This is a genomic window from Micropruina sp. (assembly GCF_047607385.1).
In the GTDB taxonomy this organism is placed as follows: domain Bacteria; phylum Actinomycetota; class Actinomycetes; order Propionibacteriales; family Propionibacteriaceae; genus Micropruina.
Genome location: NZ_JASGDE010000131.1, coordinates 1 through 15,762 on the forward strand (window position 1 = coordinate 1; position 15,762 = coordinate 15,762).

At 70.7% G+C, this 15,762-nt stretch carries 13 protein-coding genes and 1 tRNA gene; 5 read left to right on the top strand and 9 right to left on the bottom strand.

Features of this window, described 5'->3' with window-relative positions:
- Together QM582_RS11790 and QM582_RS11795 are read right to left on the bottom strand one after the other, a co-directional pair.
- A partial coding sequence (locus QM582_RS11790) for a hypothetical protein (RefSeq protein WP_415084625.1) occupies positions 1-246 on the bottom strand: 246 nt, incomplete at its 3' end.
- Positions 243-1,013 carry an SDR family oxidoreductase gene (locus QM582_RS11795; protein ID WP_415084627.1) on the bottom strand — a complete coding sequence of 257 codons (771 nt, stop codon included), beginning with the start codon at positions 1,011-1,013 and terminating at the stop codon, positions 243-245. The genes QM582_RS11795 and QM582_RS11790, both read right to left, overlap by 4 nt.
- Positions 1,014-1,110: 97 nt before the next feature.
- Here QM582_RS11795 and QM582_RS11800 point away from each other — a divergent pair, with 97 nt between their 5' ends.
- From QM582_RS11800 to QM582_RS11815, 4 genes are all read left to right on the top strand, one after another.
- Positions 1,111-1,770, top strand: a complete 660-nt coding sequence (locus QM582_RS11800; RefSeq protein WP_415084629.1) for a response regulator transcription factor — start codon at positions 1,111-1,113, stop codon at positions 1,768-1,770.
- Positions 1,767-3,098, top strand: coding sequence for a sensor histidine kinase (locus QM582_RS11805; protein WP_415084631.1), 1,332 nt, complete (start codon positions 1,767-1,769; stop codon positions 3,096-3,098). Before QM582_RS11800 ends, QM582_RS11805 begins: the two co-directional genes overlap by 4 nt.
- 135 nt (positions 3,099-3,233) lie before the next feature.
- Positions 3,234-5,213, top strand: a complete 1,980-nt coding sequence (locus QM582_RS11810; RefSeq protein ID WP_415084633.1) for an Ig-like domain repeat protein — start codon at positions 3,234-3,236, stop codon at positions 5,211-5,213.
- A gap of 16 nt (positions 5,214-5,229) precedes the next feature.
- Positions 5,230-7,206, top strand: a complete 1,977-nt coding sequence (locus tag QM582_RS11815; protein ID WP_415084635.1) for an Ig-like domain repeat protein — start codon at positions 5,230-5,232, stop codon at positions 7,204-7,206.
- Between the two features lie 99 nt (positions 7,207-7,305).
- On the opposite strand, the gene QM582_RS11820 is transcribed toward QM582_RS11815, so the two are convergent.
- The 3 genes from QM582_RS11820 to QM582_RS11830 are packed head-to-tail and all read right to left on the bottom strand — an operon-like array spanning position 7,306 to position 11,083.
- Positions 7,306-8,853: a DHA2 family efflux MFS transporter permease subunit gene (locus tag QM582_RS11820; protein ID WP_415084637.1), complete on the bottom strand. Its 1,548-nt coding sequence runs from the start codon at positions 8,851-8,853 to the stop codon at positions 7,306-7,308.
- Entirely contained in the window at positions 8,850-9,587 is a 738-nt protein-coding gene (locus QM582_RS11825; RefSeq protein WP_415084639.1) for an HlyD family secretion protein, read from the bottom strand. Before QM582_RS11825 ends, QM582_RS11820 begins: the two co-directional genes overlap by 4 nt.
- Before the next feature lie 29 nt (positions 9,588-9,616).
- Positions 9,617-11,083: a biotin/lipoyl-binding protein gene (locus QM582_RS11830; RefSeq protein WP_415084640.1), complete on the bottom strand. Its 1,467-nt coding sequence runs from the start codon at positions 11,081-11,083 to the stop codon at positions 9,617-9,619.
- 127 nt (positions 11,084-11,210) lie between these two features.
- Between QM582_RS11830 and QM582_RS11835 the strand changes: the two genes are divergently transcribed.
- Entirely contained in the window at positions 11,211-11,813 is a 603-nt protein-coding gene (locus QM582_RS11835; RefSeq protein ID WP_415084642.1) for a TetR/AcrR family transcriptional regulator, read from the top strand.
- On the opposite strand, the gene QM582_RS11840 is transcribed toward QM582_RS11835, so the two are convergent.
- The 4 genes from QM582_RS11840 to QM582_RS11855 form a co-directional block, all read right to left on the bottom strand.
- Complete coding sequence (locus QM582_RS11840; protein WP_415084644.1) at positions 11,810-12,409, bottom strand: AAA family ATPase; 600 nt, start codon at positions 12,407-12,409, stop codon at positions 11,810-11,812. The genes QM582_RS11835 and QM582_RS11840 overlap by 4 nt on opposite strands.
- A gap of 118 nt (positions 12,410-12,527) precedes the next feature.
- Positions 12,528-14,183 (bottom strand): RNA-binding domain-containing protein, encoded by a 1,656-nt coding sequence (locus QM582_RS11845; protein WP_415084646.1) that lies wholly within the window; start codon positions 14,181-14,183, stop codon positions 12,528-12,530.
- 298 nt (positions 14,184-14,481) lie between these two features.
- Positions 14,482-14,555, bottom strand: a tRNA-Ile gene (locus tag QM582_RS11850).
- A gap of 122 nt (positions 14,556-14,677) precedes the next feature.
- The coding region (locus QM582_RS11855; RefSeq protein WP_415084647.1) for a hypothetical protein at positions 14,678-15,762 on the bottom strand (1,085 nt) is incomplete at its 5' end.

The window sequence follows — 15,762 nt, forward strand, 5'->3', positions numbered from 1 at the left end:
CGCGATCCGGTGCGCGACGCCCGGGGCGTCCGGACGGAACGGCAGCGCCACCAGGGCGCGCTCGCCGGGTCGCAGGCCGGCCAGCACGGCATCGGCCCAGTCCGGGCCGGACCCGTGCCAGGTCTCCAGCACCGTGCCGGCCACCGTCCGGTCGCCGGTGAACAGCGGCCCGGCGGCCAGGCCCGCCCACGGGTCGCCGGCGGACGGCTCGGGCCGGGTCAACTCACTCACGGCGAGTTCGGTCACAGCGACGCACCGCCGTCCACGAAGACCTGTTGCAGGGTGACCTGGCGGGCGGCGTCGGAGAGCAGGAAGCAGACCACCGCGGCGACGTCGGCGGGGGCGCCGATCCGGCCCAGCGGAATGCCCACCCGGTAGGCGGCAGGATCGCCCCCGACCGCATGGGCGGCGCCGGCCTCCGGGTCGGGCCACAGGTCGCGCTGCATGGCGGTGTCGGTGGAGCCGGGCTCGACCACGTTGCAGCGGATGCCGCGGGCGGCCAGCTCCAGCCCGGCGCAGCGGGTCAGCGCCGAGGTGGCCGCCTTGGACGCCGCGTAGGCGAGCATGCCGAGTCGCGGCACCCGGGCGGCGTTCGAGCTGATCACCACGACCGCGCCGCCGTCGCGGAGCCGGGGCGCACCCTCCTGCAGCAGCTGGAACACCCCGGTGGTGTTGACCGCGAAGTGCCGCTGCCAGGCTTCCTCGGTGGTGTCGGCCAGCCCGCCCGGTTCCAGCACGCCGGCGGCGCTGACCAGGCCGTCCAGCGGCCCGTCCGCCGCGACCCGGTGCAGGGCGACGGCCAACACCGCCCGGTCGGCGACGTCCACGGCCAGGGTCAGCGGTTCCGAGGCGCCGGACGCCCGGACCGCCTCGGCGGTCGCCCGCAGGCCCGCCGCGTCCCGGTCGAGCAGGCCGAGCCGCACGCCCTGGTCGGCGAGCTGCACCGCCACGGCACGGCCGATGCCGCCGGCGGCTCCGGTCACCACGACGGTGCGCTGACGAGGGGAGGTCATATGCTGATGGTAAGGCAAGCCTTACCTACCTTCCGAGTCCGCCTGCTGCGCGGGACGCCGCCGTTCCTCATCGACGCCGGGTAGGGTCGCAACCGCCATGCCCGCTTCCGCTCCGTCCTCCCCCGGCGTCCCGCCGGCCTCGGGATCCGCCTGGCGGGTCGTCCTGATCGACGACCACCCGGTGTTCGCCGAGGCGCTGGCCGCCGCGCTGCGCGGCGAGCCCGGGTTCGACCAGATCCAGGTCACCGGCGACCCCGACCGGGCGATCGACCTGCTCCGCGACAGCACCGCGATCGCGGTGGTCGACGTCCGGCTCGGCGAGGTGGACGGGCTGTCGCTGCTGGCCCGGCTGGAACAGGCCGCGCCGGAGGTCCGGGCGGTGATCCTGACCGGCCACCTGCAGCGCGACGTGGTGATCCGGGCCCGCAACCTGGGCGCCTGGGGAGTGCTGCCCAAGGGCATCGGGCTGGACGAGCTGCTCATCGCGCTGCGCCGGGTGATGGCCGGCGAGCGGCTGTTCACCACCGGTGCGGCCGCCCACGCCCCGGAAGGACCGTTGAGCGCCCGGGAGATCGAGATCCTGCAGCTGCTGGCCAACGGCGCCGACGTCCGGGCCGTCGGCAATCGGCTCGGGCTGAGCACCCACACGGTGCGTGACTACGTGAAAAGCGCCCGGGAGCGGCTTGGCGTGCACACCCAGCTGGCGGCCGTGCTGAAGGCGGCCAGCCTCGACCTGCTCGACCTGCCCCGGCAATGACCGGCCCGGAACAGCGGGACGCCGGCGAACCGGCGCGGCACCGGGTGCGGCGTCCGGTCCGGGTGCGGCGGGCGGTGCGGCAGCACGTGCTGAGCGTGCTGGCGGTGATGCTGGTGGTCGCCGGGGTGGTCACCTGGCAGGTCGACCGGCGGGCCACCGGCCAGGCCGAGGAGGCCGCGGTCGGCCACGTCCGTTCGGTCGCGCTCGGGCTGGCCCTGCCGCTGACCTCCCAGGATCTGGCCGAGGACGCCGACTGGCGCGACCGGCTGGCTGCCGCCGTCGATCCCCAGCTGCGCGACGGCACGATCGTCGCGGTGCACGTCTGGGAGCGGCTGGACGCCAGCACCGGACGCTTCCTCTGGTCGACCTCGGACCGGACCGGCACCCGGCTCCCGCTGGGCGGCGCCGCGGTGGCCCTGGACACCGACCAGGCGGTGGTGGACCGGCTCTCCGACGGCAGCGAGTCCGAGGGCCCGGCACTGCCCAATCTGTACGAGATCTACCTGCCGTTCGCCGACGGCACCGGCACCCGCTACGTGCTCGAGGTGTACAAGCCGTTCGTCGAGTTCGACCAGACCCGGTTCCGGCTGTTGCGCGACTGGCTACCGGTTTCACTGCTCGGGGTGTTGATCGTGGGGCTGGTCACGCTGCCGCTGAGCCTGCGGCTGACCCGGGCCGTGGCGGCCGCCGAGCGGGAGCGGACGCTGTTCGCCGACCGCGCGCTGCGGGCCCGGGCCGACGAGCACCGCAGGATCTCCGAGGTGCTGCACGAGCGCACCGTGCAGGACCTCTCCGCGATCCGGCTCTGGCTGGACGCGGCGCGCCGGCGTCCGGCCCCGCCGGAGATCAGCGCCACCCTGGACCGGGCCAGCGACCTGCTGGCCCACGACGTGCACGAGCTGCGCGAACTGCTCGGCGGCGGCGAGGGCACCGAGTGGCGCGACGACGACCTGGCCCCCGCGCTGGCCGGCTGGTTGAGCGAACTGCCCGGCGGCGCCGGCGTCCGCACCGAACTGCCGGCCGATCCGCTGCCGCTGCACGATCCGGCGGTGGCGGTGGCCTTCCGGGTGGTCAAGGAGGCGGTGCGCAACGCCGTCAAGCACGCCGGCGCCGACACCGTCACGGTCACCGTGCGCGGCAAGCCGTCCGGTCTGGTCGCCGAGATCGGCGACGACGGGGTGGGCATCGACCCGCAGGCGCCGGCCGGGCTCGGCCTGCGGCTGATCCGGCACGTCGCCGCGGACGCCGGCGGCCGGGTGCGGATCGCCGCCCGGCCCGGCGGCGGCACCCTGGTCCGGCTGGAACTGCCGCGCACCACCGCGACGTAGCGGATCCGGGACCCCTCAATTTTAGGGGGTGCTCCCTGGTCAACAGATGATGCTTAGGTATTCCTAACCTAACCATCATCGCCGTCCGTGGCCGACGTCCGAAACGCGCCCGGGGCGATCCCCTCAAGGAGAGACATGCAGCACGACAGCGCGCGCAAACGATGCGCCCGCGGCCTCGGCGCCCTCAGCGGCGCCGCACTGATCGCGTCCACGCTGGCTCTGGGCGCGCCCCAGGCCGCCGCGGCGATCCCCGATCCGACCATCGTCAACCAGGGCGCCCCGGGCGTCGCCGACGCCTTCAACGGCGTCGCCGCCGCCCCCGACGGCGGCACCTTCAGCGTCGGCTACCAGGTGGTGGACGGCACCAACAAGGCCGTGCTGGTCACCAAGAGCAACCCCGACGGCTCGCTGGACACCAGCTTCGGCACCGAGGGCCGGGCCGTCGTCGACCTGGTCAGCAGCTTCCACTCGACCATCACCACCAACCCGGGCACCAAGGAGCAGGCCAAGGGCGTGGCGGTCGACAGGCTGGGCCGGATCCTGGTGCTCGGCGAGGTGGACGGCGATCAGTCCGAGGCGTCCACCGCGTCCGACACCGACATCTTCGTCGCCCGGCTGCATCCCCGCGGCACCCTGGACACCAGCTACGGCGACGGCGGCTGGACCCGGATCTCGCTGAGCGACGGCACCAACCCGCGCGGCGGCGCGCCGGTGCCCGACTACGCCGGCTACGACATCGCCATCCGCGGCAACGGCAAGGCCGTCTTCACCGCCGGCGTCGGCACCGACAGCAAGGGCACCCGCGGCACCCGCTCCCTGGCCACCGTCCAGGTCAAGGCCAACGGCGGGCTGGACACCTCGTTCGGCAGCGACGGCGTGGTCGCCTTCCCGACCTCGTTCAGCGTGAACGTGCGGCGCGGCTTCCTCGACACCGACGGCTCCTGGTTCTCCACCGGCTACGCCAACGTCGGCTCGAACAACCAGCCGTTCATCAGCAAGGTCACCGCCGACGGCAAGGCCGACGCCTCCTGGGGCGACGACGGGCTGACCACCCTCTACCCGGGCGGCAACGGCGGCTTCGCCGAGGCCTACGGGTTCAGCCGGCTGGCCGACGGCAACTACCTGGTCAGCGCCTACGGCTACCGCGGCGGACGCACCGGTGCCGCGGCCAACAACAACGTGGACGCCATCCTGTTCAGCCTCAAGTCCGACGGCAGCCTGAACCGGTCCTGGGGCGAGAACGGCCTGGTCGCCTACCACTTCGGTGAGGACGGCAACGGCAGCGGCGACCGGCACCGCGGTCACGTGGTGCTGCCGGACGGCCGGATCGTCGGCGTCGGCGCCACCCAGGGCACCAACGACGCCATCGTCACCGTGACCGCGCCGGACGGCAGCAGCGGCGAGAGCGCCAGCATCGACCTGGGCGGCACCGACGACGTGCTGTGGGGCCTGACCACCATCGGCAACGGCTACCAGGTGGTCGCCGCCGGTGTCGGCGACGGTGACGCCAAGCTGGTCACCATCGACCTGACCGCGAGCGCTCCGGCGGTCGCGATCCAGCTGGCCAAGAGCAGCGCCTCCTTCGGCGTCGCCAACACCGCCACCGTCCAGCTGCGCGGCGGCGGCCAGCCGGTCGCCGGCTCGGTGGACGTGGCCATCGACGGCACCAAGCTCGACACCGTCCAGGTGGACGCCTCCGGCACCGCCACCGTGGCGCTGCCGCGCACCCTGTCCGTCGGCAGCCACGAGCTGACCGCCACCCGCACCGGCAGCTCGACGCCGTCGGCGTCCGCCGCCCTGACCGTGGTGAAGGCCGGCTCGAAGAGCACCGTGTCGCTGTCCAAGAAGAAGATCAAGCGCAGCCAGCGGGCCACCGCCAGCATCAAGGTGAGCGGCACCGGGGTGCCCTCGGGCAGCTACGCCACCGGCACCGTGACGATCTACGACGGCGCCAAGAAGATCGGCACGGTCAAGCTGACCGCGTCCGGCAAGGGTGCGGCGAAGTTCAAGCTGCCCAAGCTGTCGGCCAAGAAGCACAGCATCAAGGTGAGCTACTCCGGCAACGGCAATCTCAAGGGATCCAGCGCCAAGGCCACCCTGACGGTCATCAAGTAGGCCGGATCCGATCACGATGAGAACCGCATCCCTGCGCCTGCGGGCGCTGGCTACCGGGACGCTCGCCGTGCTCATCGCCGGGCTGGGGGCGATCACCGCCCCCAGCCCGGCGCACGCCGCGCCCACCACGATCACCGATCCGGTCTCCGGCGCCAGCATCACGCTGAGCTCGTCGGTGATCGCCCCGGGCCAGCGGGTCGAGATCTCCGGCACCGGCTTCGTGGCCACCCAGGGCTCCACCGGCGAGACCCTGGTGGCCGTGCGTCCCTACGACTACGACGCCGGCCCGGCCTGGACCATCGGTGGCGAGGACGCCTACCTGCCGGCCAGCTCCACCGTGCCGCCGGGCAGCGAGGCCAAGCACTGGTTCATCACCGACCACACCGCCAACGGCTCCTTCCGGGGCTGGATCCAGGCACCGGCGAACCTGACCGCGACCGGCCCGCTGGGCGGCGGCAATCACTGGCTGCGGATCCTGTCCGGCGCCTTCTTCACCACCACCGGCGACCGGCTCACCGACCCGATCACCTTCAAGGTGCCGTTCACCGTCGCCGGCCAGCAGAGCACCGCGCAGCTGAGCACCGGACTGACCAGCCCGACCAACGTGTTCCAGGCCGGCAACCACTTCCGGCCCGGCGCCCAGGTCACCCTCACCGGCACCGGCTTCTCGGCGAGCACCGCGGCCAGCGTCACCCTGGACGGCAGCACGCTGTCCAGCACCATCAGCACCGACGCCGCGGGCGCACTGCCCACGTCCGCCCGGGTCACCCTGCCGGGCCAGCTGGCCACCGGGCAGCACACCCTGAAGGTGAGCACCGGCGCGGTGAGCGCGTCCGCGACGATCACCGTGACCCCGCCGCCGACGGCGTCCGTGCTGACCATGACGGTCCGGCCGGGCGGCACCATCGCCTACGACCTGACCGGCTACATCGGGGTGAGCGGTAAGCCGCAGAAGGTGGCCGCCGTGGTCGCCGAGCAGGTGCTGGAGTGCATCCAGACCGACGCCGCCGGCAAGGCCGGCGGGGTGCTGAAGCTGCCGGCCGGCGTCACCGACCCGCTGCTGATCCGGTTCAACGTCGGGCTGTCCTGCGTGCTGCCGCCGGCCGGGGTGATCAACGACCAGCCGATCTCCAGCGTCCCGCAGACCCTCACGGTGCGCGCGGACGCCCCCGAGATCGCGGCCGTCGGCAACCCCGCCCCGGGAGCGCAGTTCACCCTCACCGGCTCCGGCTTCAGCGCCGGCGGCAGCGTCCGGATCAGCGTCGGCGGCAGCACCGCCGGGCAGCTCACCGCGGACGCCGCCGGACGGATCAGCGGCCCGGTGACCGCCCCGAACGGCACCGGCAGCCTGCGGGTGCTGGCCACCCAGGGCAGCACCGTGGCGGCCACCTCGGTCACCCTGGGCAGCAAGCGGGCCGCCGCGCTGACCCTGTCGGCGCCCAGCAAGCTGAGCTACGGCGCGGCCCGCAGCACCACGGTGCGGCTCAGCGTCGGCGGATCCGCCGCTTCCGGCTCGGTCCTGGTCCAGCAGGGATCCTGGTCGACGACGGTCGCGGTCGCGGCGTCCGGCACCTCGGTCGCCCTGCCCCGGGACGCCGCGGTGGGTTCCCACACGGTGACCGCCAGCTTCGCCGGCGACGACCGGACGTCCTCGGCCACCGCGTCCCGGAGCTTCCGGGTGCAGAAGGCGTCCGCCTCGGCATCGATCAAGCTGTCCAGCTCGAAGGTGAAGAAGTCGAAGCGGGCCAAGGCGACCATCACGGTGTCGATCGCGGGCGCACCGGCGTCGCTGTCCGCCACCGGCTCGGTCAAGCTCTACGACGGCAAGAAGAAGATCGCCGGCTACACCCTGAAGGCCAGCCACCACGGCGTCCTCAAGGTGACCCTGCCGAAGATCACCAAGAAGGGCACGCACAAGCTGAAGATCGTCTACGGCGGCAACGGCAATGTGTCGGGCAAGACCAGCAAGACGGTCTCGCTCAAGGTCAGCTGACCCACCCTCGAACCGCGCTCGCGCTGCCGGACGGCCGAAACCGTCCGGCAGCGCGAGTTTCTGGTCTACCGGCGATGTCTTTCCGCGGTTGCCGGAGGGTCAGTCCATCATCGCCGGCGGCGCGGACGCCGACGGCAGCGCACCCGAGCGCAGGAACAGGGCCAGGATCGCCGCGACCACGGTGAGCCAGGTGGTGATCTCGAACATGTTGGTGAACGCGGTCACCGTCACCTCCAGCGTGGTGGTCTGGGCGAGCTGGTACAGGCCCAGCAGGCCCAGATGCGCGAGCTGCGGATCGTGGCCGGGGATCAGCGCGAACCGGTCGGCCAGCAATTGCGCCTGCTGGCCCACCATCAGCGCCGAGAGCGCCGCCAGGCCGAGACCGGACGCCACCCGCTGCACCACGTTGTTGATCGCGGTGCCGCTGGTGGTCAGGGTGTGGTCGAGGGCGGCCAGCCCGCTGCCCTGCACCGACATCATCGCCAGGCCGACGCCGACCGCCCGCAGGCAGGTCCACCCGATGATCTGCCCGGTGGAGGTGTTGATGGTCAGGCCGGTCATCAGGTGGGTGGCGTAGGCCGAGATCAGCAGCCCGCCGAAGACCAGCCAGCGCGGCCCGAACCGGTCGTACAGCCGGCCGGACAGCGGCGCCATCACCGCGGTGACCAGCGCCTGCGGCATCACCACCAGGCCGGCCTGCACCGCGGGCAGGCCGAGCACCGACTGCAGGAAGGTGGGGATGTAGAACAGCGTCGCGAACATGCCGACCATCAGCACGCTCATCACCAGCAGCGAGTTCACGAACGGCCAGTTGCGGAAGACGTCCAGGTTGAGCAGCGGGTGCTCGGTGTCCAGCTCGATCACCACGAACAGGGCCAGGCTGAGCACGCTGACGATGATCAGGCCGAGCGTCGGCATGCTCGTCCAACCCCAGGACGCCCCCTCCGAGAACGCCAGCAGCAGGCAGACCATGCCGGTGGCAACGGTGACGAAGCCCAGCACGTCGAAGCGGTAGGTCGGCTGCTGGGCGAACTTCGGCAGCATCCACAACGCCAGCAGCACGCCCACCACGGCGACCGGGATGTTGATGTAGAAGATCAGCCGCCAGCCGACGAACTCGACCAGGTAGCCGCCCAGCGTCGGACCGAGCGCGGGCGCCGCGATCACCCCGATGCCGTACAGACCCATCGCCGAGCCGAGCCGGTCCTTGGGCACGATCCGGTACAGCATGGTCATGGTGATGGCGGGCAGGATGCCGCCGGGGATGGCCTGCAGGACGCGGAACGCGATCAGGCTGCCCAGGCTCCAGGACACCCCGCACAGCGCGGACGCCGCCGCGAACCCGACCAGCGACCAGGTGTACAGCTTGCCCAGCCCGATCCGGTCGCCCAGCCAGGCGGTTGTGGGCACGATCACGCCGAGGACCAGGCTGTACGCGGTCGCGATCCAGGCGATGTCGGCGGTGGAGCCGCCGAACTCGGTCTGGATGGTCGGCACCGCGACGTTGATGATGCTGGTGTCCAGCACCGTCATGAACATGCCGACGATCAGCACCAGCAGCGGCCCCAGCCAGTGGGTGAGCCCGCCGTCGGAGGTGACGGTGGCGACCCGGCGCGCGGCGGGCGCCTGCTGGGCGGCGGCGGTCATTTCTCGATCTTGGCGGTGACGTTCATGCCCGGGACCAGGGCCAGGCCCTTCCGGTCGTCGATGCTGATGGTGACCGGGATCACCTGGGTGACCTTCTGGAAGTTGCCGGTGGTGTTGGACTGCCCGAACAGCGAGAAGACGCCCGCGGCGCCGGTCTTGATCTCGGCGACGTGCCCGGTCAGCGTCGTCCCGGAGAAGGCGTCCACCGAGATCTCGACCTGCTGGCCCAGCTTCACGCTGTTGATCTGGGTCTCCTCGACCCGGGCGGTGACGAACACCGCGTCCGGGTTGTAGGCGATGCCCAGGCTGGTGCCGGCCGCCACGAAGGCGCCGTTGACGCCGTTGTTGACCGCCACCACGCCGGACGCCGGCGCCCGGACCACCACTTGCGGCTGCAGGTACCCGGTCTGGACGGAGATCCGGCCGACCGCCTGGTCCTTGCTCACCGCGGTGCCCATGGTGCCCGTCCAGTCGGTCAGGGTGCCGCTGGTCGGCGCGGTGATCGGGATCTGGGTGCCGTCCACCTGGGCGTTGTCGGTGGTGACGTAGCGGCTGGCGTTGAGCGCCCAGTTGCCGATCAGCAGGGCGGCCGCGACGACGGCGACCACCCCGATCACCAGGATGCTGATCCGGGTGCGCCGACTGAACCGGCGCTTCCGGGACGGTTCGGGGGTCTGGAACTCGTCCTCGGGGGGTTCGGCGGAAGGGAGGATTTCGGTCGTCGACTCGGACACTGGCTGCCCTCTCTGGCTGGATGTGCGGATCAGTGGACGGGGGCGGGGACCAGGACCCGGTCCCCTTCGGTCAGGCCGTCGACCACCTCGGTGCGCTCGGCGCCGACCAGGCCGGCGGTGAAGCCGACGGTGCGTTGCGCGCCGGCCGCGTCCACCACGGTGACCACGGTGTGGCCGCCCTCGCTGCGCACTGCCGCGTTCGGGACGCTGAGCACGTCGGTCCGCTCCTCGGTGACCACCGTGGCGTGCACGCTCATGCCCTCCTTGACCCGCTCGTCGGCCCGGGGGACGGTGATCGTGGTCAGATAGCTCATCGAGCCGCCCAGCGCGGTGCCGGACGGCGCGATCGCGGTCACCTTCCCGGTCGCGGTGACGCCGGGCAGCGCGTCGAAGCTGAGGTCGGCGCTCTGTCCCTTCACCAGGTTCGCGGCGTCCATCTCCTGGAAGGGGATGATCGCGCTCATCGCACCGTCGCCGGAGATCACCATGAACTGGGTGCCGCCGGCGCGGGTGATCGGGCTGGTGCCGGCCACCACGGTGGTGCCGGGCACCGCCGCACCGGATCCGGGAGCCTCCGCGGAGGTGCCGGTGCTGGGCGTGATGTACTCCCCCACGGCGCCGTTGATCGCGGTGATGGTGCCGGCGATCGGCGCCCGCAGCGTGGCCTGGGCCAGGTTGTGCTCGGCGGTGTCGACCAGCGACTCCGCGGTGGTCACCGCGGCCTCCTGCTGGGTGATGCCGTAGGGACGGTCGGAGGACGCCGCGCTCGCCGAGTTCTGGGCGGCGACGACGGCCTGCTGGGAGCCGGCGATCGAGGCGGTGCCGGCGGCGGCGTCCACCTTCTTCTTCTGCTCGGCGGTGGCGAGCCCGGTCTGGGCCGCGACGACGGACGCCTTCGCGGTGGAGACCGCGGACTGCAGCGTGCCGCAGTCGGCGGTGCAGGAGGCCAGTGCCGACTGGACCACGTCGAGGGCGTCCTGGGCGGAGCGCAGCGTGGTCCGGGCCCGGCCGATCGCCACGTCGTCGGCCCGTTTGGTGGCCGCGACCTGGCTCCGGGTGGCGCTGGCGATGGTGCGGGCCTGGGCCAGGCTGCTGCGGGCTCCGGACACCGTCGGGCTGTTCCGCAGCCGGGCCAGCGCCGCCCGCTGCGAGGACAGGTTCGCCCGCTGCTGGGTCACCGACTGCTCCAGCGCGAAGGTGTCCAGCTTGGCCAGCACCTGACCGGCGGTCACCTTGTCGCCGACCCGCACCCGCAGGCTGGCCAGCTGGCCGCCGGTGCCGAAGCCCAGGTTCCGCGACGAGGACGCGGCCAGCGTCCCGGCCGCCGACACCCCGGTGCTGATCGTCGCGCGCTCCACGGTGGCGGTGGCCGCCGCCGGCGGCTGCGCCGGCGAGCTGCAGGAGGCGAGCAACCCGCCGCCGAGAGCCAGCACAGCGGCCGGGACGAGCAGCCGGGCAGTCCGGGAGCGCCGGGCAGGCGTCAGGGCAGCCTTCATCGGGGAGTCCTCCAGTCGGTGACGAACCAGTGGCCGACCCAAGAAGAAACTGAGGGATACGGCCCGTATCTCTCGGATAGGCTAACCAGCGACGCGCAGGTACGCAACTGGCTGGAGAGTGATCGGAGTGCGCAGGAAACCCCGGACCGCGAGCGAGGTCGAGGCGGCGATCAGGGCCGCCGTGCTGGCCGAACTGGCCGAGGGCGGCTATGCCGCCGTGACCTTCGAAGGGATCGCCCGCAGGGTCGGCACCAGCAAGCCGGTGCTGTACCGGCGCTTCCCCGACCGGGCGTCGATGATCTTCGACGCGATGCGCTCCCGGGTGCCGTCCGGACGCCTCGAGACGTCCACCGGAAGCCTGCGCGGGGATCTGCTGGCCCTGATGCAGCGGGCCCACGACAAGACCGCCCGGCACGGCTCGGCGGCCTACCGGGCGCTGATCGGCGAGGCCCGCAACGAAACCCTGGCCCAGGCCGCGGCGATGGCGGTGGACGCGGTGCCGCGGATCGAGCGGATCATCCTGACCCCGGCCCGGGAGCGCGGCGAACTCGGCCCGCTGCCGCTGCACCCGGACGTGGTGCTGACGCCGATGCGGCTGGGCCGGGACCGGGTCATCTTCGGCGGGTTCCGCGACGAGGACGTGATCACCATCGTCGACACCATCGCGATCCCGCTCTATCGGGCCGCGTCCGGGCTGCCGCCGCTACCCCCCGCTCCCGCGTCGTCCTAGCGTTCGCCGACGGACGCCAGGATCACCTCCACGCAGCCGCGGTAGTCGAGCCGTCCGCTGTTCAGGCACAGGTCGTACTCGCGGTGGTCGCCGAACCGGGTGTTGGTGAAGAACTGCTGATAGCGGCTGCGGGCCCGGTCCATCCGTCCGATGTACTTCTCCGCGTCCTTGCGGCGCACCCCGTCCAGCTCGATGGCCCGGGCCATCTTGCGTTCGAGGTCGGTGCTGTAGATGAACACGTTGCGGAAGCGCAGCCGGGCCTGCCGCAGGATGGAATCGGCGCAGCGTCCGATGAACACCGCCGGCGCGGCCTGGGCGGCCTCGGTGATCACCTCGGAGATGGCGCCGTACATCCGGTAGGGCAGCGAGTAGATCTCCGGATCGCCGACGCCGATCATCGACAGGTCGAAATAGGGGCCGGTCACCACCCGCTCGTCGAAGCTGGCCAGCAGATCGGCCGGCAGGCCGCGCTTGATCGCCGCCTCCTGCAGCACCCGGGTGTCGTACAGCTCCATTCCGGTGCGCTCGCTGATCATCCGGCCGATCTCCCGGCCGCCACTGCCGAACTCGCGATTGATCACGATCGAACGGTTCATCTCGGCTCCTCTCCACCGCGCACTCCCGATCGGGGCTGCCTTTCCACGCTACGCCCGGCTGACGCCCCGCACCTGCCGTCCAGTGAGGTAGAAGCCAGCGTCGACCTGCGGAACCGTTCTAGGGGAGTTGGTAGTAGGCAGCGCGACGAGTGCCGATCAGCCGCAGGACACCCTTGGCGACCAGCCGCTTCAACAGGCTCCCTGCCTCCACCGGAGAAAGCTGACACAGGTTCGCCGCTTGGGACCTGGTGATCCTCCCGAAGGTCCGAACGTACTCGGTGACCATCTGTTCCTGCTGAAGCGGGTCCATCGCCTTGATCCGGACGTACGCGTTCCGGTCTTGGGCCAGATCGTAGAAGCGAGCCGTGAGATGAACCCGCCGGTTTCGGCCGCCACCCCGAGCTTCCAAGACCCCGCTCTCCACCAGCCTCGCCGTGGCGCTGCGGATTGCCGACGGAGCTAGTCGAAGGGTCTCACCCAGTTCGCTGTTCGTCGCCGAACCCCCGGCCTTCACCTCATGCACGACACGCAGTTCATCGAGGGTGAGTGGGCGCTGACGATCGTTCTCGAAAGTAAGCAGGAATCTGACCAGATCGAGATCCGAAGTGCCCAGCGGGACGGACACGGTCACCATGGACGAGGTCGAGCCGGAGTAGTCGGGTGTATCCCGACCCGCACGCAGCTGGGACTCGAACATCTCATTGACCCCCTTCCCCTTGCGATCGACTATCCCGGCACGCTGGAAAGCATCAGCCAGGATCGGGCTCCGGGGACGACTCTGGTCAAGGATGTTGTCGACTGTCACCCCGGGAGGAAACCCACCGGGGCTACTCACAACGAGATGGCTGTCAGTGATCCGGACGCTCGTCGGGCCCAACTCGGTGTAGTCGCGATGCACCAGCGCATTGGCAACCGCCTCTCGGCGGGTGATCTCAGGGATGAGGTCGAGGTCGATGCGGACCAGACCCGCCATCAGTTCCGTCGAGGTGTTGCGTAGCTCGAGAAGGCGCTCAAGCTCGTCCGTCACCTGGAACAGCGGGCCCTGCAGCCGCACGCTTGTTGCTGAGGGGCCTTTGCGCAGGTCCTGGAAGAGAAACTCAGCGGTGGGCACCCAGCGCTGGATAGCTTGGCGCGTACCGAAGAGCAGGACCGCACCCAGGGACACGACCGTATCCCCGGGCGAAAGGCCGAGTGCTCGGAGGATATCCCGGTCGGACAGACGCGACAGGCCCTCCTGACCCGGTGATCGCGAGCACAACCGCCGGAAGCGATCGAACTCGGCTGGGTCCAGGTCTGCGATCACAGCTTCTGCCGCTCGAGAAGTCGCGTAGTCGATGCCCCGTGTGACCAGACCCATGCTGACGATCTCATGAGGGGTCATCGGTACACACTGCGGTCGACCGTCGCTCCCGAGGGCTCGCTTGACGTACAGCCCGTTCTTGGTGGCAATGGGTCCCGGATCGGCCGGTGGCACGGTGATGACGATCACCTGGCCGTCATCGCGATCCACGAGCCTGACCTTCACGGGATGGGCTGGTTCCGTCAGGTTCTGGATCGTGGCCGCAAGACGGTAGGGATCGGTCACTGCGCCATGTCGCGCCCGGGCACCGGTCACTGTTCCGTCGTCCTCGACCCCGACCAGCATCATCCCGCCGGAGCCATTCGCCAGGCACACGACGGCCTCAGTCAGCTCACGGTCGTTGATCGATCCCCGCTTGAACTCTTGCTCGAAGGTCTCCCCCCGGGCCAGCACGGCATCCAGGTCGAACTCCATGAACGAACCCTATGCAAAGTTTTGACACTGTCAAACTCATGTGGCTGGAGATCAATGGTTTAGATAGTTGTGATGTTTCGTTCCCGGGGCCGCAGGGTTCAGGTCCCATGCAGGAGCCACACCGTTCGGATGGCGCGCGCGAGGCAACCAGAGTCGTGGCCCCGTCGCTGCAACGCAGTCGGTGAAGGTCCAGAGGAACGGTCTTGACGAGCGGCGACTCGGGGATGGGTTCCCGAGACCGGGACGATGAGATGGCGCAGATCTTGACTCTCGACCGAGGTGGAGAGGATCTGGGAGGTGGGCCTAACTGGACTTGAACCAGTGACCTCCGCCTTATCAGGGCGGCGCTCTAACCGTCTGAGCTATAGGCCCGCTGTGGCGGGAACACCGAGAGACAACACTACCGACTCCGGTGCCGCCCGCTCAAATCGGGAGCCCGGCTCGGGCCGCTTCAGCTGATTGCTTCACATGAAACGGCCCGAGCCGGCGCGCGATCACGGACGTTGGGCGCTCACCGTCCAGCCTGAGGCGGCCTTCTGGCCGTAGACGGCGACCAGGGCGTCGAACCCGCGGTAGCTGCGGCTCTTCTTCGACTTCATCGTGCACTTGAAGCTGATGCTGAGCGAGCCGCGCACGCTCATGTCGCTGGAGTCCAGAGTCGGCTTCATCCGGTCGATCGAGTTCATCCCGGACGGCGTGCAGGCGATCGTGTCGTTCTTGATGGTGTCGCCGGACGGCTGCCGGAAGTAGATCCCGCAGCGGTCGTTCTTCATCGAGCCCGGCTTCTTGCAGGAGTTCACCAGCTTCCTGGTGGCGTCCCGGAAGTCCTTCAGCGCCGCGTCGGACAGCTGCACCTTGATCTGGTAGATGTCGGTGGAGCTGGACAGCCCCTCCACCACCACGGCGGTCTTGCTGAAGGTGTAGGTGTCGCTGGTGCTGCCCAGGGTGTAGCCGCCGGGGAACACCTCGATAGCGTCCACGTCACCCACCGGGACGCCGTTGACGGTCAGCCCGGTGTCGGTCGGGCTGAGGCTCTTCACCGAGAGCCGGGCGGCGATGTCGCTCAGGTACCAGCGGTTGTCCTGCGCGGAGAGGTAGAACTTCTGCCGCTGGGTGCGGGCGTTGATGGTGTACTCGGCCTCGACCTGGGCGCTGTACTTCGACGACTCCAGCTCGGTGAGCTTGAGGTTGGTGATCGGGTTGGCCTGGACGGCCGCCGCCAGCACCTCCTTGGTCAGGAAGGTGCGGTCCGGCAGATCGCCGCGGACCAGGTTGAAGATGGCCTCGGGGTCGGCCGCGGCCAGGCCGTCGAAGTACTTCTGCACCGCCTCCACCGCACCCGGGCTGCCGACGCCGCCACCCTGGCCGGCGCTCGGCGACGCCGTCGCGGTTGCCGGCGTCCCGGTCGTTCCGGTGTTCCGGTTGCCGAGCTGCATCAGCCCGACCACCAGCGCGATGATCACCACCGCCGCGCCGCCGATGATCAGCGGCATCTTGTTGCCGGACTTCTTCTGTCCGGGCGGCGGGGCCGGCGTCCATCCGCCGGGCGCACCGGGCGCACCGGGTGCACCGGGACCGC